We start from the raw sequence: 26,130 nt of genomic DNA on the forward strand, positions 1-26,130 counted from the left end.
AAGATGGAAATTGTATGTCTAATGTAGCGAAAGTGGCGTATGTGGGATGCCGTCCCTGCGCCGGAAAAGGAGACGCCGCTATGTCCACACCCGAAACCAGTACGAACGCTCCGCATGACCTGCGACTTGCCCTGAAGCGCGGTCTTCGCTGCAAGTGCCCAAACTGCGGCGAGGGCGCCGTGTTCGGGGGTTACCTGAAGGTGCACTCCGAGTGTGGCGTCTGCGGCCTCGATTTCACCCCGCAACGCGCGGACGACGGTCCTGCCTACGTGGTGATCCTGCTTGTCGGGCACCTCATGGGCTTTTCGCTTCCGGTTATCTTCGAAGTCCTGCGCGACAATCCGCTGCTCATGGCCTGCCTGCTGTCCGCCGTCGCAATCGTGCTGTCTCTTGTCATGCTGCCGCCAGTGAAGGCCATGTTCGTGGCGTTTCAGTGGGCCAAGGGCATGCATGGCTTCGGGCGGGTGAAAGACCGCGCAGTCACCCAAGAAACGCGCTGTGCTGAAGGCTGTTGACCAGGAAGTACAGGTTCGCCCGCAGCGCCTCGCGGGACAGTGACCCGCCCAGGCACAGGCGAACCTCGTCGCCGGGCGTGATCCCGACACTGAAGGCATCCGACGGCATGATCCCGATCGGGCGCCCGGCCATCCGCGCAACGACGTCGGCGCGGCCGATCCCCTGAGGCAGGGAGAGCCAGACGTTGAAGGCATTCTCCGCCCATTGAAAGTCGAACCCCTCCAGCACCTCGCGGGCGATGACCTGTCTCGCGGAGGTTTCCGAACGGATGAAGCGCCTGATCTGGTCAGCGGTGCCATCCTCGATCCATTGGGTCGCCAATGCGGTCGTGATCGGTGACGGCATGACGGCCTGCACCTTGAGTGCCTGACCCAGCGAGTAGGCCAACTTGCCATTTGGGGCTACGGTGTAGGCTAGCCGAAGGCCCGCGCCGATGCATTTCGCCAGACCACCGATATGCCACGTCAGATCCGGCGCGGAGACGGCAATCGGCGCGGGAGCCTTGGCCGGAATGAACCCGTAAGCGTCATCCTCGATCAGCGGCAGCCCATGCTTGTTGAGCACCTCCGATATGGCCAGCCGCCGGTCTGTCGGGATCGTCAGCGTCGTCGGGTTCTGCAAGGTCGGGTTGAGATACAGGGCCTTCGGGCCGTGCCGGACAATCGCCGCGTCGAGCGCGTCGGGCAGGACGCCGTCGCGATCCATCCCGATTCCGATCAGCCTGAGGCCGCGACGGCACGCAATGTTGCGAAACCCGGGGTAGGTGATCTGTTCGCACAGTACGGTGTCGCCGGGTTCCGTGAGGATGGTGAGTATGGCGCAGATCGTGCTGTGTGCCCCCGGTGAGATCACAAGCCGCGCACTGCTGGGGATCATGCCGCGCAGGCTGAGCCACGTGGAGGCCGCGGCCTTGTCCTTGTCCGAGCCGGTCGAGGATTGGTAGCGCAGGAGTTGCAGGAGATTGGCGGAGACATAGTCGAGCCCGCCGCGCATGTTCGAGATCAGCCCCGGATCGGTGGGTTCGGGCGGCAGGTTCATCGATAGGTCTTCGTCGGCGAGGCGCAGCGGATCGGGCCCGGCTGCGGTCTCCGCCGGTTTCGAGACGAAGGTGCCGCGCCCGACATGGCTGGAGACGAGGCCGCGCGATTGCGCCTCGGTGTAGCCGCGGGACACGGTGGTGAAGTCGATGCCCAGGCGTTTCGCCAGTTGCCGTTGCGGCGGCAGGCGCATGCCCGGGGACAGCGTGCCCTCCCGAATATCCTGCTCGATGGCATCGGCTATGGCGATGTAGCGCGGCTTGCCGCTGGCTGCGGTCCGTGGCGTCCAGTCAATCATGTCATTCTCCGTTGCCCGGCCTTGATAGCGAATGATTCGCCGAGATTGAAGCGCATTGTATGGATGTGACGGGCTGTCGCGGGCTTGGGCGCGTGTCTCGGCGGCCGCAGGTTTCAATTGAGCTTCCGTAGCCAGCGAAATCTGGAGTTGTTGCTCAAAAATTCGCCGCTTGCTTCGATTATTGTATGCATAAATGATTCATAAATGATAGCACTATTGCTTGGCTGTCCATTCTGAATCAACGCTGGGGCCATCCAACGAACAGGAGATGAACGGATGCCCGCAGTTACCAAGGAAGCCCACAAGGACGGTGATTATTTCGTCGATTACGAAGAAAAGGTCTTCGAGGACGTCAAGGCCGATGAAGGCGAGAAGGCCCTCGTGACCTTCCATACAGTTGCCTTCGAAGGTTCCATCGGTCTGGTCAACATCTTGCAGGCAATCCGCCTGCAACGCAAAGGATTCGAGACCTCGATCCTGCTCTACGGCCCTGGTGTGACGCTGGGCATCCAGCGCGGTTTCCCGACGCTGGGCGACGAGGCTTTCCCCGGCCATCAGAACTTTGCCGCCAATCTGAAGAAGTTCATGGGTGAGGGCGGCAAGGTCTATTGCTGCCGCTTCGGCCTGCAGGCGCTGTACGGCCATGGCGAACCGGCGCTGCTGCCGGGGATCGTTCCGATCGCACCGCAGGACGTGCTCGATTGCATCCTGCTGCACCGCAAGGACAACGCCTTCATCCTCGACACCTGGACGGTGTGATCCGGCGGGCCGCGCCGCCACAGGTGCGGCCCGAAACAACGCGCACCAAGGGAGCCAGATCATGAGAACCGACACCATTCGCGCTGCCGCCGTGCAGATCGCGCCGGACCTGACGGGTCGCGCGGGCACCATCGAGCGCGTGCTGAACGCCATCGCCGAAGCCGCCGAGAAAGGGGCAGAGTTCATCGTCTTTCCCGAAACCTTCGTGCCCTATTACCCGTATTTTTCCTTCGTGCTCCCCCCGGTCCAACAGGGTGCGGCGCACCTGGAACTGTATGATCAGGCGGTGGTCGTGCCGTCTCCGGAAACGCAGGCGGTGGCCGAGGCCGCGCGCAAGCGCGGGGTTGTCGTGGTGCTCGGGGTAAACGAGCGCGACCACGGCTCACTTTACAACACGCAGCTTATCTTTGACGCGGACGGCTCCCTGGCGCTGAAGCGGCGCAAGATCACACCCACCTACCATGAGCGCATGGTCTGGGGGCAGGGCGACGGCGCTGGCCTCAAGGTCGTCGAGACGAGGGTGGGCCGCGTCGGCGCGCTGGCCTGCTGGGAGCACTACAACCCGCTGGCCCGCTATGCGCTGATGACCCAGCACGAGGAGATCCATGCCGCGCACTTCCCGGGCAGCCTCGTCGGGCCGATCTTTGGCGAACAGATCGAAGTCACCATGCGCCACCACGCGTTGGAGGCAGGCTGTTTTGTCGTCAATGCCACCGGCTGGCTGACCGAAGAGCAGATCCAGTCATTGCATCCCGATCCGAAGCTGCAAAAGGCCATGCGCGACGGTTGCATGACCTGCATCATTTCCCCGGAAGGCCGCCACCTGGCGGAGCCTTTGACCGAGGGCGAAGGCATCCTGATCGCCGATCTCGACATGAAGCTGATCACCAAGCGCAAGCGGATGATGGACAGCGTCGGCCATTACGCCCGGCCTGAACTTCTGCACCTCGTGCATGACACCCGCCCCGCCGAAACCCGCGTCGCGGTGGAGGCTGCCCCCGTGCCGCAGCCATCCACCCATGCCGATCTCGACGAAAAGGAGCCAAGCCATGTCTGACGCGGACCTCATCAACGATCTGCAAACCCACGGCATGCGGCTGGTCGATCCGCGTGCGGGCCATGAGGCGCGGCGCGGCGGGGCAGGGCCTTCGGACCACAAGGCCGTGACCATCGGCGAGACAACGGTCATGGTGCCGGTGCACACCGCGCCCGCGTTTGAATCGCCCTTTCTGGTCGAGCCGCCGGATTCCAGCGGTCAGGCTCGCGTCACCCGGGAAGGTGTCGAGATTGCCAAGGTGCGCTTTCCCGTGCGGCCAAGGTTCTATGACCTGAGCACCGCAGACGGTATCCCCTATAGCCACATCGCCACGTTGCATTCGCGCGACGTCCTCGCGACGACCGTTTTGCAGACCTGCATCCGCTACGAGAGCCGAAAAAAGACCTGCCAGTTCTGTGCTATCGGCCAAAGCCTCGCCGCCGGGCGCACCATCGCGCACAAGACGCCGGAGCAACTGGCGGAGGTCGCCATGGCGGCGGTCGAGCTGGACGGGGTCAAGCACATGGTGCTGACCACCGGCACCCCCAGGGGCAAGGATCGCGGCGCGGCTGTCATGGTCGAGAGCGCCCGCGCCATCAAGGCGGCGGTCGACCTGCCGCTTCAGGGTCAGTGCGAGCCGCCCGAAGACGACATCTGGCACCAGCGCATGAAGGACGCGGGCATCGACGCTCTGGGCATGCACCTGGAGGCCGTGACGCAAGAGGTGCGCGACCGCATCATGCCGGGCAAGGCCACCGTGCCGCTGGAAAAGTACATGTCCAGTTTCGAGGCGGCGGTGAAGGTCTTTGGCCGGGCACAGGTCTCGACCTACATCCTCGCCGGTCTCGGGGACAGCCGGGAGGCGATCCTCGAAATGGGGCAAAAGCTCTGCGACATGGGAGTTTACCCCTTTGTCGTGCCTTTCGTGCCGATCTCGGGCACGCCGCTGGAAAGCCACCCCGCGCCGAGGCCGGAGTTCATGGCCTCGATCCTGCGTCCCTTGGGCGAGATGATCGTCCGCGCCGGCATCCGCTCGGAAGACATCAAGGCAGGCTGCGGCAAATGCGGGGCCTGCTCGGCGCTCTCGACCTATGAAAAGCTGAAGGTGCCGGCATGATCGAGCTTGAGCCGCGCCAGTTCCAATGCCCCGGCTATTATATCCGCGCCGCCTCCAAACCCTTCGAGGCACGCGGCGCCGAGGCGCTCCGCCGCCGGGTCTTTGTCGGGGAGCAGGGGATCTTCAAGATCCATGATCGCGACGAGATCGACCTTGTCGCCACGCATCTTGTCGCCTTGTCGACCTATGCCCATGAGGCCGACCAGGTTGTGGGCACCGTGCGCATTCACGAGGAACGCCCCGGACTCTGGTGGGGCTCGCGTCTGGCCGTGGACAGCGATTTCCGGCAGGTCGGGCGGCTCGGCTCCGAACTGATCCGGCTGGCGGTCTGCACCGCCAATGCGCGGGGCTGCGATACATTCCTCGCGCATGTGCAGATGCAGAACGTGCCGCTTTTCCGTCGTTTGAAATGGACGGTACTGGACGAGATCATGCTGCACGGCATCCCGCACGCCCGGATGACCGCTGACCTGGGGCATTATCCGCCCTGTGATGACCCCAATGCGGGCTGGTACATGAAACCGGGGCGCCGGGGATGACAGACGCAGTCGCAGATCTGGCCGAGGCATTGCGCAGGCATCCGGCGATCCGGTCCAAGCTGAGCATCGCGCAGGTGGCGGGGATGCTGGGTCTGACCGGCGACGGCCCGGGCAGGCCGGGTGACGATGCCGCGATGATCGAGACGTCCGAGGGCTTTGACCTGTTCGCGGGCGAAGGTTTCATCCCCGGCTTCGTGCAGGCCGATCCGTGGTTCGCAGGCTGGTGCGGTGTCATGGTGAACCTCTCGGACATTGCCGCCATGGGCGGGCGCGCCACGGCTCTGATCGACCAGGTCTGGGCCCCGAATGCCGAGTCCGCCGCGCCGCTGATGAAGGGCCTGCGCGATGCGGCCGCGGCCTACGGCGTGCCGCTGGTCGGCGGGCATACGAATTTTGCCGCCTCCGAGTTGAACCTCGCCGTGTCGGTGCTGGGCAAGGCTAAAAAGCCTGTGACCAGTTTCGACGCCCGCCCCGGCGACGTCCTGCTGGCGGCCATCGACCATCGGGGCCGATACGTGAACTTCGACAACTTCTGCGCCGCGCTGGAGGCGCCGCATGACCGGCTCCGCGGCGATCTGGCGCTGATGCCGGAGCTGGCGGACCGAAGCCTGCTCAGGGCCGGCAAGGACATCAGCCAGGGCGGCATCGCGGGCACGGCGCTGATGCTGTGCGAATGCTCCGGGGTGGGGGCGGTGCTGGAGCTTGACCGCATCCAGTCGCCGGGCGGTGTCCCGCTGCAACGTTGGCTGCACAGCTTTCCCAGTTTCGGCTTCCTGCTGGCGGTCGCACCGGACAATGCCGCCGAGGTCTGCCTCGCCTTCCGGCAGCGAGGCATCTGGGCCGATCCCATCGGGACGATCACCGAAGGATCGGCCCTGACCCTGCAAAGGGGCAGCGAGACGGCGCTTTTCTGGGACCATAACCGGTCCCCCTATCTGTCGCTTTCCGCGAGGGAGCCCGCCCATGCCTGAGATGTACTGGACCCTGCGTTGGCCCGATGGCAGCGAGGAGCGCTGCTATTCCCCCTCCAGCGTCATCACCGAACTGTTCATCCCCGGGCAAAGCTATCCCCTGCCCGAATTCCTGCACCGCGCCCGCATCGCGATGGAGCGTGCATCGAACCGGGTGCAGCGGAAATACGGCTTCGCCTGCTCTTCGGCGATGGATCAACTCGACAGGATCGAACGGCGGGTTGCCGATTTCGAGGGACAGACGGACGCCCGTGTCACCTGCCTGTCCATCACATGAAAAGGACCGAGATCATGACAAATACGCCTATCCCGCATGTTCCAGTGGCCATCGTCGGGGGCGGTCAGGCCGGCCTTTCCGTGGCCTGTCAGCTCCAGCGGAAGGGCATTGAAAGCGTCGTCTTCGAGCGCAACGAGAAGTTTCACTCCTGGCGTGTGAACCGCTGGGACAGCTTCTGCCTCGTCACGCCGAACTGGCAGTGCCGCTTGCCCGGCTTCCATTATGACAAGGAATTCGGCGGCACCGATCCGGACGGCTTCATGCTGCGGGACGAGATCACCGACTATCTCGACGCTTTCGCCGCAACCTTCGAGCCGACGCTCTACGAACATGTCACCGTGACCCGTGTCGCCCACCATCCGCAGGGCGGCTACGTGGTGGAAACCAGCATCGGCACCTGGACCTGCGATCAGGTCGTGATTGCGACAGGCGGTTACGACACGCCCATCGAACCCGCCTATGCCGGGGCGCTGGATCCGACCATCGTGCAAATGCATTCGGTGGATTATCGCAACCCGGCGCAACTGCCCGATGGCGACGTGCTGATCGTCGGCACCGGCCAGTCTGGTGTGCAGATCATGGAGGATTTCGTGCGCGCCGGGCGCGGCGTGCATCTGGCCGTCGGTCCCGCGCCGCGCAGCCCCCGCAAGTATCGCGGCCGCGATGCCATCGACTGGCTGTACGACGCGGGCCATTACAAGATCACCATCGACACGCACCCCGACCCGGTCAAGGCGCTGACGCAGACCAACCACTACATGTCCGGCCGCGATGGCGGGAAGGAAATCGACCTGCGCAAATGGCATGTCGAGCACGGCGTGGAACTCTATGGCTCTCTCGCGAACATGGATGGCCGCAGGCTGGAGTTCCTCCCGGATCTGAAAAAGAACCTCGACGATGCCGATCGCAGTTATGTGGGCATCCGTGACCAGATCGACGCCTACATCGCCCGGTCCGGTATCGACGCGCCCGAGGAACCGCCCTTTGAGAAGGTCTGGGAACCCGAGGAAGAGCGCACGCTGCTGGACGTCAAGGCGGCGGGCATCGGATCGGTGCTCTGGGCCATCGGCTTCCGCCCGGACTACACTTGGATCGAGGTCGATGTCTTCGACGAACGGGGCAAGCCGAAGTACCATCGGGGCGTGACGGACGTCCCCGGGTTCCATTTCATCGGGCTGGGCTGGCTGAACACCTGGGGATCGGGCCGGTTTCTTGGCATCGAAGAGGACAGTGCGTACCTGGCCGACCAGATTGCCGGGCAACTGAAGAGTGCCGGAAAGAAGGCGGTCGCCTGATGGCTGTCGTCGCTTTCGCCGCACGTCATGACCAGGTCGAGACGGATGTCCGGATTCCCCTTGGCATGGCGCAGTTGAGCCCGGACGGTCTGTCCGAGCAATGGGTCTTGCGTTTCTGCGGGGACCGGCACTGGGCGCTCATCGCCGAGGCTCTTGGCCAGCACGAGGCGGTTTTCCAGGCGCCGGACGGACGGCCCGTCTACGCGGCGTTCTGCGCGACGTCCTTGCGGATGCCCCCATCCGGGCCGCTGCTGGGGAAGACGGTGCACGTCCGGTCGACCCTATACGGCCTGACGGACACGCGAACCGGCTCGCGGCATCGTCTGTCCGTCGACGGCACGGTGATTGCCGAACTGATGATGATCTCGACCTTCGTCAGCCATGACAAGAGCGGCTGCAACAACCGCATCCATCGCAATTCTGTGCTTGGCCAGATGTCTCTGCCTCCGGCCGGGACTGAGTTGATGGCGCTGGACGGACAGGCGCGGGACACCGTGCGCCACCTGCGCGGACTGGACCAGACGCACGCGCCGGAAATCCATGTCGAGCGTCCGGTGCCGTCGCTGGATTTCAACGCGGTCGGGCTTTTGTATTTCCCGACCTTCTCGCGCATCGCGGAAACCGCCGCTTGGGCAACCGGGCAGGCCGCGCCGGTCCGGCAGCGTGCGGTTGTGCATCTGGGGAACATCAACCCCGGTGACACGATCCGGGTCTTCGATCATGGCGCAATGCAGGTCCTGGCAAGGCAGGACGGATCGCCAATCGCCGTGATCCGGACGAATCCGGCGGTGGCCTGAACGCGAACAGGGCACGCACAGGCGTGCCCTGTTGTAAGGGTGCCGGGCGGATTACTGCAGGACGCCCGCGGCGGTCAGTTGCTCGACCGCGACGTCGGTGATCTTCGCGACGAATTCCGAGTATTCCTTCGGCCCCATCCAGGAGTCGGTCACGCCGGTGCTGCGGGCGTACTCCTGATAGGACTCGGCCCGCATCGCTTCGTGGAACGCGTCGGCCACCTTCTGCTGCAGCTCCATCGGCATGCCGGCAGGACCAAACACGCCGCGCACCTGGATCCAGCTCGAGTCCACATCCACACCCTGTTCGACAAAGGTGGGCAGATCGGATTTGCTCTCAAGGCGCTTGTCTGCCAACACGCCCAAGCCCCGGATGCGTCCGGATTCGAAATACTCGGCGGTCGGGCCAAGGTTCGAGACGCCGATATCGACGTGTCCGCCCAGCAGCGCGGCCATGATGTCGGGGGTCGAGGGGTAGCCGATCCAGTTGAATCTGGTGCCGGTGGCATTCTCCAGCATGGACATGCCGATGTGCTGCATCGACCCGACCGGGCCGAAGCCGCCGACATTGATGCTTTCGGGGGCCTCTTTCGCGGCGGCGATCACGTCGTCAAAGCTTTTATAGGGGCTGTCTTCGCGGACGAAGAACAGGATCGGGTCCTCCTGCACCGACGCGATCCAGGAGAAATCCCCGGGCGCGAAGGTGCCCTTGAGGTTGGTCTGCATGCCGGTGAAATGGGTGAGCGTGTTCACCCCGAGCGTCAGGCCGTCGGGCTTGGCCGCGCTGATGCGGCTCATCTGGTTCGCGCCGCCGCCACCGGGGGCGTTGATGACGATGACCTCCTGCCCGATGGCCGGTTCCAGCGACTTGGCGAGCGTGCGGATGAAGATATCCGAGGTGCCGCCCGGCTTGGTGTGCATGACCACCTCGAGCGGGCCTGCGGGCCAGGTGTCCTGCGCGGCCGCCGGGATGGCGGATGTAGCGCTCAGCACGGCGGCGGCCACAACCGCGGCAATCCGGTTGGATAGCAAATTCATGGTTTTTTCCTCCTCTGTTGCGCGCCGGCGCGGGATGCGCCGGACCCGCGGGTCTTTCGTCGCAGACGATGCGACCTGTGATCCAATCGCTTCATGCAGTTGGATTCCGGGGCCCTGATGCTGCTCAGTCCGGCAGACCAAAAGGCAGTTCGACCGGGCTTTGCCCACGGATCGGAATGACGCCGGTCAGGGCATCGACCACGGCCTGCTGCACCGGGCGCACGGCGCTGTAGGCGTTCACGAAGGTTGGGCAGTCGGGCATGTGAAAGGTCAGAAAGGGCGAGCCGAGCGAGACATAGAGCGTCGGCAGGTGCTGCCACATCCGCTGCATCGTCAGCGGAAAGGCCCCGTGCAGGCGCTCCCATTGCGGTCCGAGCGTCTCCTTGCCCGACACCCCCTCCTCGGCCATGAGATACAGGCCGATGTCCTGATCCGTGGCGTCGATGGGCTCGCCGGGGACAAGCCGGGTGATCGTGAACCCGAGGTTCTCCAGCATGGCGGGAATCTCCAGGTCGGGCAGGGGGGCCGAGGGGCTGCGCCGGTCCCGTGCCTCGGCCAGCAGGATGCGGCGGTGCCGCTCCGTCGAGAGCGGCAGGAGGCCCTGGGTATCCTTGACCAATGTCACGCAGCCTTCGGCCACGTCCCTGGACCAGCCGCGATGCTCTTCGCTGCCCAGCAATGCGGCGCGGCGGTTTTCGGGCGGGACGGCGGGACGACCCAGATGCAGGCCCATCGACGCCTTGAGGGCCAGTATCCGCAGCACCGCCTCGTCCAGACGGCGCTGTGTGAGCGCCCCGCTGGTCAGTCCGTCACACAGGAACTGCATGTCCTCGTCGATGTCGCGCGGGAACAGCAGGATGTCACAGCCGGCTTCGATGCAGAGCGGGACGATGTCCTTGCGGGCCCCGCAGGACGTGAAGCCTGCCATCCCGGTCGCGTCCGAGACGATCACGCCGTTGTACCCGAGATCACCGCGCAACAGCCCCTGGAGCAGGTGTGCATTGAGCGAGGCCGGGAGGGAGGCCTCGCCCAATGCCCCGTCCCCCGCTGCCGGGCGAAAAGCAGCCAGGGTGACGTGACCGGCCATGATCAGGCGAACATCGCGGGCGATCGCCGCGGCATAGATCCGGCCGAAACTGGCGTCCCAGTCTTCCATCGTCATGGTGTTGTGGGTGGTGACATAATGCTGGTCGCGCTCATCGAGACCATCGCCGGGGAAATGCTTGACGCAGGCCACCAGCTCATTGTCATGCATCCCGTCGAGATAGGCGCAGACCATCGACAGGGTCTGATCGACCTTGTCGGAAAAGCTGCGCGTGTTGATGGCGTTGGCCCGGAAATTCAGCGCCAGGTCGGCCACCGGGGTCCAGCTGACGCCGAACCCGAGGTAGCCCGCCTCCCGCGCAGCGATGGTGCCCATGCGCCGGGCGTTGCCCGGATCGCCGGTGGCGGCCACCGCCATCTGGTTGGGAAAGGCGGTGCCGGCCTTGACGCTGGCCTTTTCCGACATCTCGATATCCGCGGTCAACAGGGGCGGCACGGCGCTGCGCCGCATCAGGCGCTCCGCCGAACGCCGCAGTTCCGTTTCGCCGTAGCTTGGAAAGCGATGCACCCCGCCGAGACCGCGCGCCGCCAGAGCGTCGATGGAGGCGTCCGACAGGTCGCGGCACATCGGCAGGATGACCTGCGCAATTTTCGCATCTGTCCCGAGTGCATCGAACTGCGTCCTGACCCACTCGAGACCGGCGCGGTCGAGGTGAAAGGGGCCAGCGCAGAGTTGCGCGTCGGTGAGGGGAAGCCGGGTCGTGGGCATGTGGGTGTGCTATCTCGCCTGTTCTTCGGTCCCGTCCAGCATAGCCAATCGCAGGGGTTGGTGGTGGGCACATAGGTCAGGGCTGACCAAACTTTTCGGAAACCAAACGGCGTTGCTTGCGGCACTGTCCGGCCCTTCAATACCGGGCAGACCCACATTGCTCCGCCCAGGGCTGCCCGCATCTGCTGCCTGCTCCCGCGGAAAAGGACAGAGTTGACCGAGATGAAGGCTTTTCAGAATTACAGGGTAATCGACACGACGCATGTGCTTGCCGGGCCGTTCGCGGCGTTCCAGCTGGCCACGTTGGGGGCCGAGGTCATCAAGGTCGAGGACCCGAACGACCCCGATCAGGCCCGGTCGCAAGGACCGGACCGCGCGATGAATGGCATCGGCATGGGCACGGCCTTTCTGGGGCAGGCGGCCAACAAATCGTCGGTGGCCATCGACCTCAAGACGCCCGAGGGCAAGGAGGTGATGCTGCGGCTGCTCGATACGGCGGACGTGTTCATCGAGAACTACCGGCCCGGCGCGTTCGAGGCACTGGGGCTGGGGTACGAGGACCTGCGGCGGCGCAACCCGGGGCTGATCTACTGCTCGCTCTCGGCTTTTGGCGCGACCGGGCCAAGGCGGGAATTGCGGGGCTATGACAATATCATCCAGGCCTTTTCAGGCTTCATGGCAATGACCGGGGACAGTCCGGAGAAACCTTTCAAATGCGGTGCGCCGATCATGGATTACGCGGCGGGCACGACCACGGCCTACGCAATCGCGGCGGCGCTCCTGCAACGGGCACGCAACGGCGGGGCCGGGAACTTCGTCGACGTCTCGATGCTCGACGTGGCCATGATGTTCGCCACCTCGCATGTGGCCTCCTACTTCTGGAACGGCAAAGTGCCGAAGCCCAAGGGCAACAGCTATCCGTTTGCGACGATCGGCATGTATCACGCCAGTGACGCGCCGATGATGGTCTCGGCCTCGAACCTGAAGCAGCAGGCCAAGTTGTGGCGTCTGCTGGGGCGCGAGGACATGGTCAAAGAGGACAACAACACGCGGCTGGATGCGCATGCCGAGGAGAGCGCGGCGCTGGCTGCCGCCTTCCGGATGCGCCGGGCGGCTGACTGGGAAGACCTCTTGCAATCCGAAGGTATCCCCTGCGCCCGCATCCGGACGCTCGACGAGGCCTTGGCCGATCCACAGGTGCAGGCGCGGCCCGTGCTGCACAGCTTTGGCGGCGAGGTCGGGACGGTCGAGGGTATGACCACGACGCTGGCGGGGTTCCGCATGCAGGAGCATGGCCCCTCCATCGACCTTCCGCCGCAGCGGCTCGGGGCGCAGACACAGACCGTGCTCTCCGGGCTTGGCTACAGCGACGCCGAGATCGACCAGCTCCGGACCGCGGGGATCATCGCCGGATAGACGCCAAAAATGCCGCTTCAAGGCCGCGTCCCGTGCTCTGGCGGGCGCGAATTTGTTAGCGTTACCAATGGCTAATACAGAATGTTTTGGCGCGGCAAATCTCCCGTGCGTTGACCGAAACCCCCACGAAAAGACATTTGGACGCAGCCCGCAAGCGCGCGGAGTCAGCCTTCGGACCGGGCGCAAGCCCGCAAGACAACAGAATTGACAGAGGAGAAGACCATGACGAAATTCAAAACCGCCGCACTGGGCGCGCTGATGACCACTACCGTTCAGCCGGTGCTGGCCGCCGATCTGGAAGTCACCCATTGGTGGACCTCCGGAGCCGAGGCCGCCGCGATCCGCGTGATCGCAGACGCGTTCCAGGAAAGCGGCAACACCTGGATCGACGGGGCCATCGCGGGCGCAGGCGGCGTGGCCCGTCCGCTGATTACCAGCCGGATCACCGGCGGCGACCCGATGGGCGCCACCCAGTTCACCCACAGCTCGGCCATGCGCGAACTGATCGAGGCGGGCTTCATGCGCGACGTGACCGAGATCGCCGAGGCACAGGGCTGGAAAGAGCAGATCTTCCCGCAATCGCTGCTGGACAGCTGCACCTTCGAGGGCAAGCTGTACTGCGTGCCGTCCAACATCCACTCGCAACAGTGGCTGTGGCTGAACAACGCCGTGTTCACGGACAACGGGCTGGCCGTGCCGCAGACCTGGGACGACTTCGTCGCCGCCGCACCGGCGCTGCGTGAAAAAGGCATCATCCCGTTGGCGCAGGGTCAGCAGGCCTGGCAGATCCAGCTGATGTTCAACGTGCTGATGGTGTCGATCGGCGGGCCGGAGCTGTTCGAAAAGGTCTACGGCGAACTCGACGCGGAGTATGCGGCGGGCGAAGACGTCGCCAAGGTCTTCAAGGCGGCTGCCGAAGCCCGCGATCTGATGAACGGCTCGAACGTACAGGCCTGGAACGAGGCCGCGCTGCTGGTCGTCGACGGTCGGGCCGGTGGCCAGATCATGGGTGACTGGGTTCAGGGGGAATTCATGCAGGCCGGTCTGAAGGCAGGCGAAGACTTTTCCTGCCTCCCGGGGCTTGGCGTGCATGAATACATCACCGCGGCGGGCGACGCCTTCTATTTCCCCAAGGTCGACGACCCGGACATCACCGCCGCGCAGGACAAGCTGGCCAGCGTGATCGTTTCGCCGAAAACGCAGGTTGATTTCACCGCGGCCAAGGGTGCGCTTCCGGTGCGCCGCGACATCGAGCTGAGCAATCCGACCCCCTGCATGGAAAAGGGCATGGAGATCCTCAAATCCGGCCACATCGTGGAAAGCGTCAACACCCTGGTGTCGCCGGATACCGTTGGCCGCGTGACGGACCTTGTGGTCGAATTCTTTGCCGACCCGGGCTTCACAGCCGAGAAAGCACAGGAAGAATTCGCCGAAATCATCGCTTCGGCGGACTGAGCGATCCGGCGCGGACCGTTTCCCGCAGGTCCGCGCCACCCTGTCCCCTTCCCCAACATCATCGGAGAGTTGCAATGTCGCAAAGCGGCAAACCGGCAGCGCTATTCAAAAACCTGAGTGCCAAGATTGCCGCCATCCCGATGGTGCTGACGGCGCTTGTGGTCTTTGTCGGCTGCTCTGTCTGGACAATCGTCTATTCCTTCACCAATTCGCGCCTGCTGCCCAGTGCCAAATGGGTCGGTCTCGATCAGTACGAACGCCTCTGGGACACCCGGCGCTGGGTCATCTCGATCGAGAACCTAGCGATCTACGGCATCCTCATGCTGCTCCTCGCGCTTGTCGTCGGTTTCCTGCTCGCGGCGCTGATCGACCAGAAGATCCGCTTCGAAGACGGCTTTCGCACGATCTTCCTCTACCCATACGCGCTGAGCTTCATCGTCACCGGCCTTGTTTGGCAGTGGCTGCTGAACCCCGAGTTCGGCATCCAGAACGCGGTGCGCAACCTCGGCTTCGAAAGCTTCAGCTTCGATCCGCTCTACAACCCGGACACGGTGCTTTACGGTGTGCTGATCGCCGGTCTTTGGCACACCAGCGGATTGGTGATGTGCCTGATGCTGGCCGGGCTGCGGGGCATCGACGAGGATGTCTGGAAAGCCACCAAGATCGACGGCATCCCCGCCTGGAAAACCTACATCGTCGTGGTGATCCCGATGATGCGCCCGGTGTTCATCACGACGCTGGTTCTGGTCACCTCCGGCATCATCAAGCTCTATGACCTTGTCATCGCTCAGACCGGCGGCGGCCCCGGCCTTGCGTCCGAAGTGCCCGCCAAATTCGTTTTCGACATGATGTTCGTCTCGCAGAACCTGGCCCAGGGCTTTGCCGCGTCGACCATGATGCTGGTGGCCGTGATCTTCATCATCATTCCCTGGGCCTACCTGGAATTCGGAGGCAAGAAACATGGCTGACGTCACCACCAACATGCGGCGGCCCAGCCCGGCGCATGCCTCCGGGCCGAAACCCCGCAGGGCTTTCAGCCGCAAGAACATCATGATCTATAGCGTCCTGTTCGTGCTGGCGATCTATTACCTGCTGCCCTTCTACGTGATGCTGATGACCTCGCTGAAGGGGTTGGCCGAAATCCGCACCGGCAACATCTTTGCCCCGCCGGTGGAGATCACATTCGAACCCTGGGCCAAGGCCTGGGCCACGGTCTGCACCGGCCTGAATTGTGACGGCCTGTCGCGCGGCTTCTGGAACTCGGTCAAGATCACGGTGCCCTCGGTCTTTTTCTCGATCGCCGTGGCTTCGGTCAACGGCTATGCGCTGTCGATGTGGCGGTTCAAGGGGGCGAATGTCTTCTTCACGATCCTGATCATAGGCGCCTTCATTCCCTATCAGGTGATGATCTACCCCATCGTCGTGCTGCTGCGGGAAATCGGCCTCTACGGAAATCTCGGCGGTCTGGTGCTGGTGCATACGGTCTTCGGCATGCCGATCCTGACGCTGCTGTTCCGCAACTACTTCTCCTCGGTGCCTGAAGAGTTGTTCAAGGCCGCCCGCGTCGATGGTGCCCGGTTCTGGACCATCTATTTCAAGATCATGTTGCCCATGGCGGTGCCGATCTTTGTCGTGGCCGTGATCCTGCAAACCACCGCGATCTGGAACGACTTCCTGTTCGGCGTCATCTACACGCGGCCCGAAAACTACCCGATGACGGTTCAGCTGAACAACATCGTCAACTCGGTCACCGGCGTGAAGGAATACAACGTCAACATGGCGGCGACGCTGCTGTCCGGGGTTGTTCCTCTCACCATCTACTTTCTCTCTGGCAAGCTCTTCGTGCGCGGCATCGCAGCCGGCGCCGTGAAAGGATAACGTCATGCAGCCAAGCGTTTCGATCCAGAACCTCAAGCTCGACTTCGGCTCCGTGTCGGTCCTGCGCGATCTCAATCTCGACATCGGGCAGGGCGAGTTCCTCGTGCTGCTCGGCAGTTCGGGCTGTGGCAAATCCACGCTGCTCAACTGCATCGCGGGGCTTCTGGAGCCGACCGAAGGGTCGATCCACATCAACGGGAATAACGTGACCTGGGCCGAGCCCTCGGACCGTGGCATCGGCATGGTTTTCCAGTCCTACGCGCTCTATCCGCAGATGACGGTGGAGGGGAACCTGACCTTCGGTCTCAGGAACGCGAAGATGCCCAAGGACGAGATCAGCCGCCGCGTGGCCCGCGCCGCAGAAGTGCTTCAGATCGAAGCCCTGCTGAAGCGCAAGCCCGCTGCACTCTCCGGCGGCCAGCGCCAGCGGGTTGCCATTGGCCGCGCATTGGTGCGCGATGTCGACGTGTTCCTCTTCGACGAGCCGCTCTCGAACCTGGATGCAAAGTTGCGCGCCGACTTGCGGGTCGAGATCAAGCGTCTGCACCAGCGCTTGAAGAACACGATGATCTACGTGACCCACGATCAGGTCGAAGCCATGACGCTGGCGGACCGGATCGCGATCATGAAGGGCGGCGTTGTCATGCAGCTGGACACCCCGGACGTGATCTACAACAAGCCCGCCAACAAGTACGTCGCGGATTTCATCGGCTCGCCGTCGATGAACTTCTTCGACACGGTCCTGACGACGGCGGGTGGACCGCAGGTCACCGTCGCAGGCAAGCCGGTGGCGCTGACGGGTTACAAATTCATCCGTCCCGGCGTGAACGGCAATGTCTGGTTCGGCATCCGGCCGGAGCATATCGTCACCGGCGATCTGGTCGATGCCGCGCCGGCCCAGTTCGAAGTGACCGCAGAACTCGCCGAACCGATGGGCGCGGAAACCTTGATCTGGTCGACGCTGGGCGGTGCGCCCTTGCGGTTCCGCGTGGATGGACAGATGAGCGTCGCGCCGGGTGACACGATCCGGATCGGCTTCGATCCGGCACGGGCGTCGATCTTCGACAAGGTCGAAGAACTGCGCATCTGACGCCAGGCAAAAGAGACCGGCGCCGTCCCGCGGTGCCGGTTTCCTTCATGTCCCGGGCAGAAAGCCGGCAACCGCCGCGTTGAAGGCCTCGGGACAGTCGACATTGACCGAATGACCACCGGGCAGATCGGCAATCGCGATCCCGGAATGCGCCGTTTCCAGCCAGCTGCGCAAAGGCTGGAATTTCCGTTCGTATGATCCGTTGACCAACAGTGTCGGTACAGACAAATCGCCCAGCCGGTCGCGCAGCGACAGACGTGGCAGCGCCTCCTGCATCAGGACCGCAAGACTCTCCGGGGCCACCCTGTCGGCACTCTCCGAGAGCCTCTGGCGCAGGTCCGGCGGAAAGCGTCGGGCGTTGGCCGGATGATAGGGCAACTGGCGCAACATGTCCGTGCCCCCCTCCCGGATCTTTGCGACAAGACTGCGCCGGGCTTCGAGCTGCGCCTCGCTCTCGATCGCGCGCAGCGCCGCATTCGCATTCGTAAAGACAACCCCGGTGCAGGCTTCGGGATAGGCGAGCGCATAGCCCAGTACGACCCCGGCGCCAAAACTCTGGCCGCACAGATGCCAGCGCGGGATGCCGAGCGTCACCCGTATCTGGTCGAGCGCCGTGATGATCCTGTCGGGGTGCGCCTGCTCGGGCAGCTGCGGTGCGGGGCTTTGGCCGTGTCCGGGCAGATCGACCCGGATCAGCCTGAACTGCCCGGCGAGGGCAAGGTTCGGCTGCCAGATGTCGCGGTTGACCAGCAGCCCATGCACCATGAGCAGAGGCGGCAACCCGGTGTCGGGCGCCGCCTCGTAGGCCAGAGTCGTTGGGGGGACCGTGTTCAAATCAAGGACCGTGCTTGCAGCCAGTCCTGTACCGTCCGGCCGACCGCCTCGGGCTGTTCGAAAGGCAGAAGGTGACCCGCTCCGTCAATCACCACGGATGTCGCGTCGGGGATATGCTCCGCGATGGCGTCATGCACCGCCCTGGTGGACAGGTGGTCTTCATCGCCGGTGATCAGCAGCACCGGAAAGGGAAATGCGCCGATATAGGCTGTCGCGTCGGGGCGGTGCAGCAGCGCGAGGTTCTGCCGTTCGTGCACTTCGGGACCGCAGTCGATGACCATCTGGCGGATGCCCGCCACAAGGGTGTCATCCCGTGCGCCCGCCTTGGACACGACCTTTGGCGCCCAAGTCTGCGCATAGCGGGTCATATCCGCATTGGCCGCGTCGATGCGCGATTGCCGATGGTCCAGCTCGTTCGGTCCGGGGCCTTCGGCGCTGGTGCTTGAGAGGATCATCGCCTTGATCCGGTCAGGGGCCTGCCGCCCCATCTCCATCGCCACGCGCCCGCCCATGGAATGCGCGATCACGAACAGGTCGCCGGTTGTCGTGGCCAGAGCGCGACTGGCCATTTGCTCCAGTGTCGCGTCAATGGTCGTGTCCGCGACATGAACCCCGTCCACATGCGGGCGCAGCGTTTCGGCGACAGGGGCCCAAGTGCGGGCGTCCGACATGATACCGGGAATGGTGACAAGCGTGACCATCGGGAATTCCAATCTTCTCAAAGCGTCAATCGAGGTTTCGGCCCCGATGCTATCAGTGCTCCGATCCGATCAGAACCCGATCAAAGGTTAGTACAGACCCAACACAAAGGCCCCCGGCGCGGGAGGAGCACCGGGGGCGGGGGGCGGGCGTGGCAAAGCCTCACCCGACCGAAGGGATGTCAGGTCAGATCACTTGATCCCGGCGGCTTCGAGGCCCTTGACCGCAAGCGCGTCGAGTTTCCGGGCGAAGACCTCGTACTCGTCCGGCCCAAGGAAACGCGGAACAACCCCGGACAATGCCTCGTACTCCTTGAATTCCGGGGAATTCACCGCTTCCTGCAAGCCCGCCGCCAGTTTCTGCTTGATCTCGTCCGGAACGCCCGCCGGGGCGACGAGGCCGCGGATCTGCTGCCAGTCGGTGTCCACCTCATAGCCCAGTTCGGTGTAGGTCGGCGCATCGGGCAGGGCGGGGTTGCGCTGGTCTGACAACACGCCGATCACCCGGACACGGCCTGCCTCGACGAATTCGCGCAGCGAGCCGGCATTGGCCGATCCGACATCCACATGGCCTCCCAGCACGTTGGCGATGGTGTCCGCCGTGTTGTTGTACCCGACCCAGTTGATGTCGATCCCGGCGGCATTGGTGGCCAGTTCCGACGCCACGTTCGAGACCGAGCCGATAGACCCGAAGCCACCCACGTTCGGCACGGAACCGGAGGCTTTCATGGCGACGACGAAATCGTCGAAGGACTGGTACGGGCTCTCCGCGGATACGAACAGCATGTAGCTGTCTTGTTGCAGCATGGCGATCCAGTCGAAATCGTCGACGGAAAACACACCGGCCAGGCTGGTCTTCATCGCGGTGAACTGGGTCAGCGTGTTGACGCCCAGCGTGTAGCCATCAGGTTCCGCTGCCTTGACGATGGTCATCTGGGTCGCCCCGCCGCCGCCCGGCTTGTTGATCACGACGACCTCCTGGCCGAACACCGGCTCGGCGGCGCGGGCAAGGTTGCGCGCGAGGATGTCGGTAGGCCCACCCGGACCGTTCGGAATGACGATTTCGATGGTCTTGCTCGGCCAGCTGGTAGCGTCCTCGGCGCCTGACGTGGTAGCGATGACGACGACGCCTGCAGCAACGCAAGTGCCGCGCAAAAAAGATTGTAGTCTCATTGATCTTCCCCCTGACATTAATGCATACAATTTCACATTGAGTGCAGTCACAGGCTCAATCGAAAACGAAGCACTTTGTAGTATACAATTGGTTAGAGCTGGTGACATGGATACTTTCGGCAGAAATTCTCATGTTCCGTTGCTATACACGGCCCTGCATTCCATAATGTTCGTGACGTAATTGGCTGCATGAATGTTGCATCTTCTTCAAAGATTGATGCCTTCGATACTGCGCTGCCGATGAACGGCTCAACACAACGAACTGGGAGAACCGATATGCAATCCGGTAAGGAAGGTCGCGCTTTTGTTCTTGTCCATGGGGCAGGTCACGGTGGGTGGATGTGGAAAAAGGTCAGGGACCAGTTGCACGCCCGGGGACATCGGGTGTTCACGCCCACGCTGACCGGACTGGGCGAACGCTCGCACCTGATGAGCGGTGACATCACGCTGCAGACCCATATCGACGACGTGGTTAACGTCTTCAGATGGGAAGATCTCAGCGACGCGGTTCTGGTTGGCCATTCCTACGCCGGGTGGGTCGTGAGCGGTGCGATGGAGCATGTCGAAGACCGGGTTTCCGGGATTGTCTACCTTGACGCCTTCCTGCCGGATGACGGCCAGCGCGGCGTGGACTTTCTGAACAAGCAGCAGACCGCCGCCTTCGAAGAGGCACAGGCCAAGGGGGAAGTCTCACGCCCGGGACCGAATTCGAAGGCGCTGCGCATCCAGTCCGAAGCGGATGCGGCCTGGGTCGATACCAGGATCACCCCGCAGCCCATCGGCGTGTCCCTTCAGGCCCTCGAGCTCACCGGCGCCCGCGACCGCGTGGCAAAGAAACTCTATGTCCGGGCACCGCTGTTTCCGCAACCGCGGTTCGACGCGGCGCTGGACCGGTGCCAGGCCGACGCGAGCTGGAAAACCATCGTCATGGAGAACTGTGGACACGATCCGATGATCGACGATCCGGACAGCGTGGTTGCCATGCTCGAGGACATGCTGTGAGCCAGCCGATCACCATTCTGGCTCCGGCGGCCTTTGCGTCGGCGCTGAACCTTCTGGCGCAGGACATGGAGCCGGGGCTGGTGACATTTACCTTCGGCCCTGCCACCGGTCCCGCGCCGAACAGCATCACAAGCCGGTTGGAAGCCGGCGAGCGCTTCGACCTCGTCATCCTTCCGGTGGCCCTGGTGGACAAGGAGATCGCGGCAGGGCGGTTGAGCGGTGCTCCGGTGCCCGTCTTTGCCTCGACCGTCGCCTTTTGTGTATCGGAAGGGGCCGCAGTCCCGGACCTGTCGACTGAGGCGGGCCTGTGGCAGACGCTGTCGGACGCGGCCACCATCGGCCTGTCGGCGGCAGGAAGCGGCGCGTTTTTCCGTGACCGCCTGGTGCCACGCTCGGGGCTGGGCGAGGCCCTGTCGGCCAAGCTGCGGACGATCACGGACCGCCCTGTCGGACAGGCCGTGGCTGAAGGGCTGGTCGCGCTCGGGTTCCAACAGAAAGCAGAGCTTCTGGAGGTGGGCGGGATCACCGTGACTGACGACCTTCCGGATCTGGCCCGAAACGACACCTGGCTTGCCCTGGTTCAGGGCGCGGATGGCCAGCACACCGCCGCCGATGCACTGGCCGAACACCTGCGGTCGACGCGGGCGCGGGACATCCTGATAGCGCATGGCTTGACTCCGGCCACCTGACGGCAAAAGCCCCTGCCAGGACGCGAAATCCCGGCAGGGTTTGTGCCCGGCTATTCCGCCGCGCTGGCCCGGGGGGCGCGCTGGTCGAAACGGCGCTCGAAGATCCCCTCGGCGATGCGGTTCTTCATGATCTCGACCGAGCCGCCCGCGATCATCCAGCCCCGTGTCCGGCGCAGGCAGTATTGCGCCGTGCTTTCGCTGGAAAAACCCAGTCCGCCGAGGATCTGCACGGCTTCGTTCGCTGCAAAGTAACCCGCCTCGTTGCAGGCCAGCTTGGCCAGCGCCGTTTCATGCGCGGAAGGCAATCCATCGCCTGCGTTCACCGCGGCCCGCATCAGCAGCAGCTGCGCCGACTCCAGTTTCAAAGCCATCTCGGCGAATTTCCATTGCAGGCCCTGGAACTCGCAGAGCGGCCGCCCGAACTGCTTGCGCGTCAGGGCGTGCTCCCGCGCGAGGTTGAAGGCATGCCGCCCCACGGCCACAGCCCGCGCGGCGTTGCCAAGCCGTTCGACGTTGAACCCCGCGATCTGTTTCTTGAAGCCGCCTTCGCCCAGAAGGACGTTTTCCTTGGGAATGCGCACGTCGTCGAAATAGAGCTGGCACCAGTCCTCGCCGTTCATGAAGGTGGAGGGTTTGCCAACCTCGAAGCCCGGCGTGCCGCGCTCGATCAGAACCGATCCGATGCCGCCGGTGCCGGGTCCGAAGCGGACATAGACCAGGAACAGATCGGCAAGACCGCTGTGCGTGCCGAAAATCTTGGTGCCGTTGATGACGTAGTCATCCCCGTCCTGAACCGCCCGTGTCGTCAGCTCTGTGACGGCAGACCCTGCGCCGGGCTCGGACATCCCCAAGGATATCAGTGTCTTGCCCGCCAAGATGCCCGGCAGATAGAGCGCTTTCTGCTCCGGCGTCGCGTATTCGACAAAGGTCCTGACCGGGCCGAAGTTGGCGGCTTGGACCACGTCTCCTGATTTCGGGCAGACTTCGGCCACCGCTTGCAGGGCGATAATGGCTTCGACAAGCGACCCGCCGGCGCCGCCGTCCGCCTCGTCGAAGAGCAGCCCCAACAGGCCGATGTCCGCGAGCCGCTCGGCCACGTCCCACGGATAGTTATCCGACGCGGCGCGTTCCGCCGCTCCCGGCGCCAGCTCTGTTTGCGCAAAGCGGCTGACCGTTTCGTGGAACGCCCGCTGTTCCGCGTTCAGATTGAAGTCCATCCGGTGAAACCCTCCCTATGTGATGGTCGCCAATCTAGCGCAGGTCCGGGAGGATCAGGACTGACCAAGAGTCAGCGTTGCGAAACAAAAACTTGTGCATGCGCCGGTGGAAGGCCGATAGCCGGACAGATCGCCAGAGTGACCCGCCTCGGCAGTCGGGGTAGTCTTCCGTCCCGGCCCGCGTCGCGGCCTCCGACAAACCCGGGGCTGTGCGCCCCGGGAACGGTCCGTGATCTCTTCCAGCGCTTGCAGGGCGGGCTATTCGCCGAGCGCAATGCCCTCCCGCCGCGGATCGGCAGCCCCTTGCAGTCCGTCCGGGGTGATCGCAATGGCATGAAGGCCGGAGTTCAGATCCCCGACGTTGACCTTGTACCCCATGCCCTCCAGCGGGCCCGCCATATCGGCCATGGGAGTACCGGCTTCGAGGTCGTAGGTGCCGAAGCGGTTGACCGCATGGGGCATCGCCACCGCCTGCTGAACATCCATGCCCCAGTCGACATGCGCCACGATGGCCTGCGCAACATAGCCGATGATGCGCGAGCCGCCGGGCGAGCCGATCACCAGCATCGGCTTGCCGTCCCGGCGCACGATGGTGGGGGACATGGAGGACCGGGGCCGCTTTCCCGGCTCGACACGGTTGGCGATGGGCACACCGTCCGCATGGGAGCGGAACGAGAAGTCCGTCAGTTCGTTGTTCAGCAGAAAACCGTGGGTCATCAGCCGCGAGCCAAAGCCGTTTTCGATGGTCGTCGTCATCGAGAGCGCGTTGCCGTATTGGTCGACAATCGAGATGTGCGAGGTCGACGGCAGTTCGAGGCTTTCGTCATCGGCCCACAGTTGCGCGTGATCCCATTCCGGATTGCCGGGGCTGACTTCTGGCAACGCGTCGTCGCCTTTAAGCAATTCGGCCCGATCCGCGAGATAGGCGGGATCGACCAGCCCGTCGGTCGGCATCGGCACATAGTCGCTGTCGGCCATGTAGCGGCCGCGATCGGCAAAGGCGAGGCGCGAGGCATCGCCGATCACGCGCCACGTCTCGGGATCGTCCTGCGCGCCCGGCTCCAGTGCGTTCATCATGCCGAGGATCTGCCCGACGGTCAGCGCACCCGAGGAGGGCGGCCCCATGCCACAGACCTCGTAGCCGCGGAAGTCGGCGCAGACGGCGGGCCGTTCGACAACATCATACAGCGCAAGGTCAGCGGTCTCCATGACTCCCGCGTTGCCCTCGACCGCCTTGACGGTATCGACAATCGCCTGCGCGATCTCGCCGGTGTAGAAGGCCTCCGGTCCCTCCGCCGCAAGGCGTTTCAGCACGGCAGCGTAGTCCGGATTTGACAGCGTCGCGCCCTCGGCCAACGGCTGACCACCGGGCAGGAAATAGGCCGCCGTGGCGTCGAAGCGGGCCAGCCGTTCGCCATCTTCGGCGATCAGACCGGCAAGGCGCGGCGACACCGCGAAACCCTCTTCGGCCAGTCCGATGGCAGCGTCGAAGAGGCCGGCCCATTCGGACTTCCCCCACTTTTCATGTGCACGATGCATCAGCATCGGCGTTCCGGGCACACCGACGGATCGCCCGCCCACCACCGCATCGAAGAAGCCCATGGGCTCGCCATCGTCGGTCTGGAACAGGCGCGGCGTGGCGGCCAGCGGCGCAGTTTCGCGCCCGTCCAGCGTGGTGATCTCGCCGGTCTCGCCGTCGTGCCAGACAAGGAAGGCGCCGCCGCCAAGCCCCGAACTTTGCGGTTCGACCAAGCCGAGAACGGTCTGCACGGCAACCATGGCATCTGCCGCGGTGCCGCCGGTGCGCAGTATCTCGGCGCCTGCGGCGACGGCGTGGGGATTGGCGGCTGCCACCATCCACTGGCTGGCCTCGACGGGGCGGCCGTCTGCTTTCGCGGCCAGCGCGGCGGCCACTTCTGGTGAAATCGCGGCCAGATCGTTCGAGGTTGCGGCTTCGGGCGCGACGGAATCGGCGGCCTGCTGCGCCAGCGCGGCGCCGGATAGGCTGGTCGCAAACAGCAGGATTGTCAGGATTCGCATGGTCTTTCTCCCCTTGGTGAGGTGTTCTTGTTCGGACACTCAACCATGGAGTGCCAATCGGTGAAACCCGTAATTGCCGGACGGCCCGTGCTCCTCCGCCAGGACCGTCACACCAGCCCGGCGAGCCACAGGTACAGCGGCAGGCCCACCGTGATGTTGAACGGGAAGGTCACGCCAAGCGACAGGGTCAGGTAGATGCCGGCTTCGGCCTGCGGCAGAGCGATCTTCATCGCCGCGGGGACGGCGATGTAGGATGCCGAGGCCGCCAGGACCATCAGCAGGAACAGGCTGCCGGTCTGCAACCCGACGACCGCGCCCAGACCCATGGCAAGCATGGCCCCGATCACCGGCATCAAGAGGCCGAAGGCGAACATTCCCGCACTCAACAGGTGCCGGTTGCGCAACAGGCTGCGTCCTGCCGCCAGTCCCATGTCCAGAAGGAACAGGCAGAGGATGCCGGTGAAGGGTGTCACCACGAATGGGGCGATCATCTCCATTCCCTTGTCCTGCGTCAGGGCTCCGATCACGAAGGCCCCGGTCAACAGCACGATGGATCCATTGGCAAAAAGCTCACGCATCGGCACCCGGCCCGCGCCGCCAGGCGTTGCGGTACGTTGCGCGATCCACAGAGCGGAAAGGATCGCGGGCACCTCCATCATCGCCGCAACCGCGACCATGAAGCCGTCGGAGGCGAACCCTGCCAAGTCCAGCAGGCTCGACGCCGCCACGAAGGTCACGATGGAAATCGAGCCGTAGTGCCCGGCCACGGCTGCCGCGTTAAGCGCGTTCAGACGTGTCATGGCGCGAAGCAGCGCGTAGGCGATGAAGGGGATGGCGAAGGACAGAAGCAGGCCTGCCGCCAGTGCGGAAAAGACATCCGCGCCAAGGCCGTTCGCAGCGAGGCTGTGGCCGCCCTTGAAGCCGATTGCCAGCAGCAGGTAGAGCGACAGGATCTTTGCCGCGCCTTCCGGGATCGAAAGGTCGCTGCGCACCGCGGCCGCCAGAAGGCCAAGGACAAAGAACAGGATCGTTGGCACCATGAGGTTGCCCACGAGGCTATCGAAGATGTGCATGATTGAAACTCCGGAACAGTTTCACGCCTGTTGCCCGACTTCCTTGCATAGTGTAAATACAAATAACTGGTCTGA

At 64.1% G+C, this 26,130-nt stretch carries 25 protein-coding genes; 16 read left to right on the forward strand and 9 right to left on the reverse strand.

What is annotated here, in order from left to right:
* The first annotated feature begins 80 nt into the window (after positions 1-80).
* The gene (locus tag ACP159_RS22305) at positions 81-515 is read left to right on the forward strand and encodes a DUF983 domain-containing protein (RefSeq protein ID WP_425101937.1); all 435 of its coding nucleotides are present in this window, start codon (positions 81-83) and stop codon (positions 513-515) included.
* On the opposite strand, the gene ACP159_RS22310 is transcribed toward ACP159_RS22305, so the two are convergent.
* Entirely contained in the window at positions 481-1,851 is a 1,371-nt protein-coding gene (locus ACP159_RS22310; RefSeq protein WP_425101938.1) for a PLP-dependent aminotransferase family protein, read from the reverse strand. The two genes, ACP159_RS22305 and ACP159_RS22310, sit on opposite strands and share 35 nt — an antisense overlap.
* 276 nt (positions 1,852-2,127) lie before the next feature.
* Here ACP159_RS22310 and ACP159_RS22315 point away from each other — a divergent pair, with 276 nt between their 5' ends.
* From ACP159_RS22315 to ACP159_RS22350, 8 genes are all read left to right on the forward strand, one after another.
* Entirely contained in the window at positions 2,128-2,610 is a 483-nt protein-coding gene (locus tag ACP159_RS22315) for an MSMEG_0572/Sll0783 family nitrogen starvation response protein (RefSeq protein WP_425101939.1), read from the forward strand.
* Positions 2,611-2,671: 61 nt separating this feature from the next.
* Positions 2,672-3,667 (forward strand): Nit6803 family nitrilase, encoded by a 996-nt coding sequence (locus ACP159_RS22320; RefSeq protein WP_425101940.1) that lies wholly within the window; start codon positions 2,672-2,674, stop codon positions 3,665-3,667.
* Positions 3,660-4,763: an MSMEG_0568 family radical SAM protein gene (locus ACP159_RS22325; RefSeq protein ID WP_425101941.1), complete on the forward strand. Its 1,104-nt coding sequence runs from the start codon at positions 3,660-3,662 to the stop codon at positions 4,761-4,763. Before ACP159_RS22320 ends, ACP159_RS22325 begins: the two co-directional genes overlap by 8 nt.
* On the forward strand, positions 4,760-5,302 hold the full coding sequence (locus ACP159_RS22330) for an MSMEG_0567/Sll0786 family nitrogen starvation N-acetyltransferase (protein ID WP_425101942.1): 543 nt from the start codon (positions 4,760-4,762) through the stop codon (positions 5,300-5,302). Before ACP159_RS22325 ends, ACP159_RS22330 begins: the two co-directional genes overlap by 4 nt.
* Entirely contained in the window at positions 5,299-6,273 is a 975-nt protein-coding gene (locus ACP159_RS22335; RefSeq protein WP_425101944.1) for a sll0787 family AIR synthase-like protein, read from the forward strand. Before ACP159_RS22330 ends, ACP159_RS22335 begins: the two co-directional genes overlap by 4 nt.
* Positions 6,266-6,550: an MSMEG_0570 family nitrogen starvation response protein gene (locus tag ACP159_RS22340; protein WP_425101945.1), complete on the forward strand. Its 285-nt coding sequence runs from the start codon at positions 6,266-6,268 to the stop codon at positions 6,548-6,550. Before ACP159_RS22335 ends, ACP159_RS22340 begins: the two co-directional genes overlap by 8 nt.
* A 14-nt stretch (positions 6,551-6,564) precedes the next feature.
* The gene (locus ACP159_RS22345) at positions 6,565-7,845 is read left to right on the forward strand and encodes an MSMEG_0569 family flavin-dependent oxidoreductase (protein ID WP_425101946.1); all 1,281 of its coding nucleotides are present in this window, start codon (positions 6,565-6,567) and stop codon (positions 7,843-7,845) included.
* Positions 7,845-8,642: a Pnap_2097 family protein gene (locus tag ACP159_RS22350; protein WP_425101947.1), complete on the forward strand. Its 798-nt coding sequence runs from the start codon at positions 7,845-7,847 to the stop codon at positions 8,640-8,642. The genes ACP159_RS22345 and ACP159_RS22350 overlap by 1 nt, the downstream gene beginning before the upstream one ends.
* Positions 8,643-8,693: 51 nt before the next feature.
* On the opposite strand, the gene ACP159_RS22355 is transcribed toward ACP159_RS22350, so the two are convergent.
* Together ACP159_RS22355 and ACP159_RS22360 are read right to left on the reverse strand one after the other, a co-directional pair.
* Entirely contained in the window at positions 8,694-9,677 is a 984-nt protein-coding gene (locus ACP159_RS22355; protein WP_425101948.1) for a Bug family tripartite tricarboxylate transporter substrate binding protein, read from the reverse strand.
* A 124-nt stretch (positions 9,678-9,801) separates the two neighbouring features.
* Entirely contained in the window at positions 9,802-11,490 is a 1,689-nt protein-coding gene (locus tag ACP159_RS22360) for a glycoside hydrolase family 3 protein (RefSeq protein WP_425101949.1), read from the reverse strand.
* 222 nt (positions 11,491-11,712) lie between these two features.
* On the opposite strand from ACP159_RS22360, the gene ACP159_RS22365 reads away from it, so the two are divergent.
* From ACP159_RS22365 to ACP159_RS22385, 5 genes are all read left to right on the forward strand, one after another.
* Positions 11,713-12,906 (forward strand): CaiB/BaiF CoA transferase family protein, encoded by a 1,194-nt coding sequence (locus tag ACP159_RS22365; protein WP_425101950.1) that lies wholly within the window; start codon positions 11,713-11,715, stop codon positions 12,904-12,906.
* 222 nt (positions 12,907-13,128) lie between these two features.
* Positions 13,129-14,361, forward strand: a complete 1,233-nt coding sequence (locus tag ACP159_RS22370) for an ABC transporter substrate-binding protein (RefSeq protein ID WP_425101951.1) — start codon at positions 13,129-13,131, stop codon at positions 14,359-14,361.
* Positions 14,362-14,435: 74 nt separating this feature from the next.
* Entirely contained in the window at positions 14,436-15,329 is an 894-nt protein-coding gene (locus ACP159_RS22375; RefSeq protein WP_425101952.1) for a carbohydrate ABC transporter permease, read from the forward strand.
* Positions 15,322-16,239, forward strand: coding sequence for a carbohydrate ABC transporter permease (locus tag ACP159_RS22380; protein WP_425101953.1), 918 nt, complete (start codon positions 15,322-15,324; stop codon positions 16,237-16,239). Before ACP159_RS22375 ends, ACP159_RS22380 begins: the two co-directional genes overlap by 8 nt.
* A 4-nt stretch (positions 16,240-16,243) precedes the next feature.
* Positions 16,244-17,329, forward strand: a complete 1,086-nt coding sequence (locus ACP159_RS22385; protein WP_425101954.1) for an ABC transporter ATP-binding protein — start codon at positions 16,244-16,246, stop codon at positions 17,327-17,329.
* Positions 17,330-17,374: 45 nt separating this feature from the next.
* On the opposite strand, the gene ACP159_RS22390 is transcribed toward ACP159_RS22385, so the two are convergent.
* From ACP159_RS22390 to ACP159_RS22400, 3 genes are all read right to left on the reverse strand, one after another.
* Positions 17,375-18,163, reverse strand: a complete 789-nt coding sequence (locus ACP159_RS22390) for an alpha/beta fold hydrolase (RefSeq protein ID WP_425101955.1) — start codon at positions 18,161-18,163, stop codon at positions 17,375-17,377.
* Positions 18,160-18,864, reverse strand: coding sequence for an alpha/beta fold hydrolase (locus ACP159_RS22395; protein WP_425101956.1), 705 nt, complete (start codon positions 18,862-18,864; stop codon positions 18,160-18,162). The genes ACP159_RS22390 and ACP159_RS22395 overlap by 4 nt, the downstream gene beginning before the upstream one ends.
* 189 nt (positions 18,865-19,053) lie before the next feature.
* On the reverse strand, positions 19,054-20,034 hold the full coding sequence (locus ACP159_RS22400) for a tripartite tricarboxylate transporter substrate binding protein (RefSeq protein WP_425101957.1): 981 nt from the start codon (positions 20,032-20,034) through the stop codon (positions 19,054-19,056).
* Positions 20,035-20,310: 276 nt separating this feature from the next.
* Here ACP159_RS22400 and ACP159_RS22405 point away from each other — a divergent pair, with 276 nt between their 5' ends.
* A complete protein-coding gene (locus tag ACP159_RS22405) occupies positions 20,311-21,036 on the forward strand; it encodes an alpha/beta fold hydrolase (RefSeq protein ID WP_425101958.1) in 726 nt (241 codons plus the stop codon).
* Positions 21,033-21,725 carry a substrate-binding domain-containing protein gene (locus ACP159_RS22410; protein WP_425101959.1) on the forward strand — a complete coding sequence of 231 codons (693 nt, stop codon included), beginning with the start codon at positions 21,033-21,035 and terminating at the stop codon, positions 21,723-21,725. The genes ACP159_RS22405 and ACP159_RS22410 overlap by 4 nt, the downstream gene beginning before the upstream one ends.
* A gap of 50 nt (positions 21,726-21,775) precedes the next feature.
* On the opposite strand, the gene ACP159_RS22415 is transcribed toward ACP159_RS22410, so the two are convergent.
* From ACP159_RS22415 to ACP159_RS22425, 3 genes are all read right to left on the reverse strand, one after another.
* A complete protein-coding gene (locus ACP159_RS22415; RefSeq protein ID WP_425101960.1) occupies positions 21,776-22,942 on the reverse strand; it encodes an acyl-CoA dehydrogenase family protein in 1,167 nt (388 codons plus the stop codon).
* A gap of 258 nt (positions 22,943-23,200) precedes the next feature.
* Entirely contained in the window at positions 23,201-24,982 is a 1,782-nt protein-coding gene (gene ggt, locus ACP159_RS22420; RefSeq protein ID WP_425101961.1) for a gamma-glutamyltransferase, read from the reverse strand.
* Between the two features lie 107 nt (positions 24,983-25,089).
* The gene (locus tag ACP159_RS22425) at positions 25,090-26,055 is read right to left on the reverse strand and encodes a sodium-dependent bicarbonate transport family permease (protein ID WP_425101962.1); all 966 of its coding nucleotides are present in this window, start codon (positions 26,053-26,055) and stop codon (positions 25,090-25,092) included.
* Between the last annotated feature and the right edge of the window lie 75 nt (positions 26,056-26,130).

This window comes from Tropicibacter sp. S64, from assembly GCF_049803835.1.
Classification (GTDB): Bacteria; Pseudomonadota; Alphaproteobacteria; order Rhodobacterales; family Rhodobacteraceae; genus Pacificoceanicola.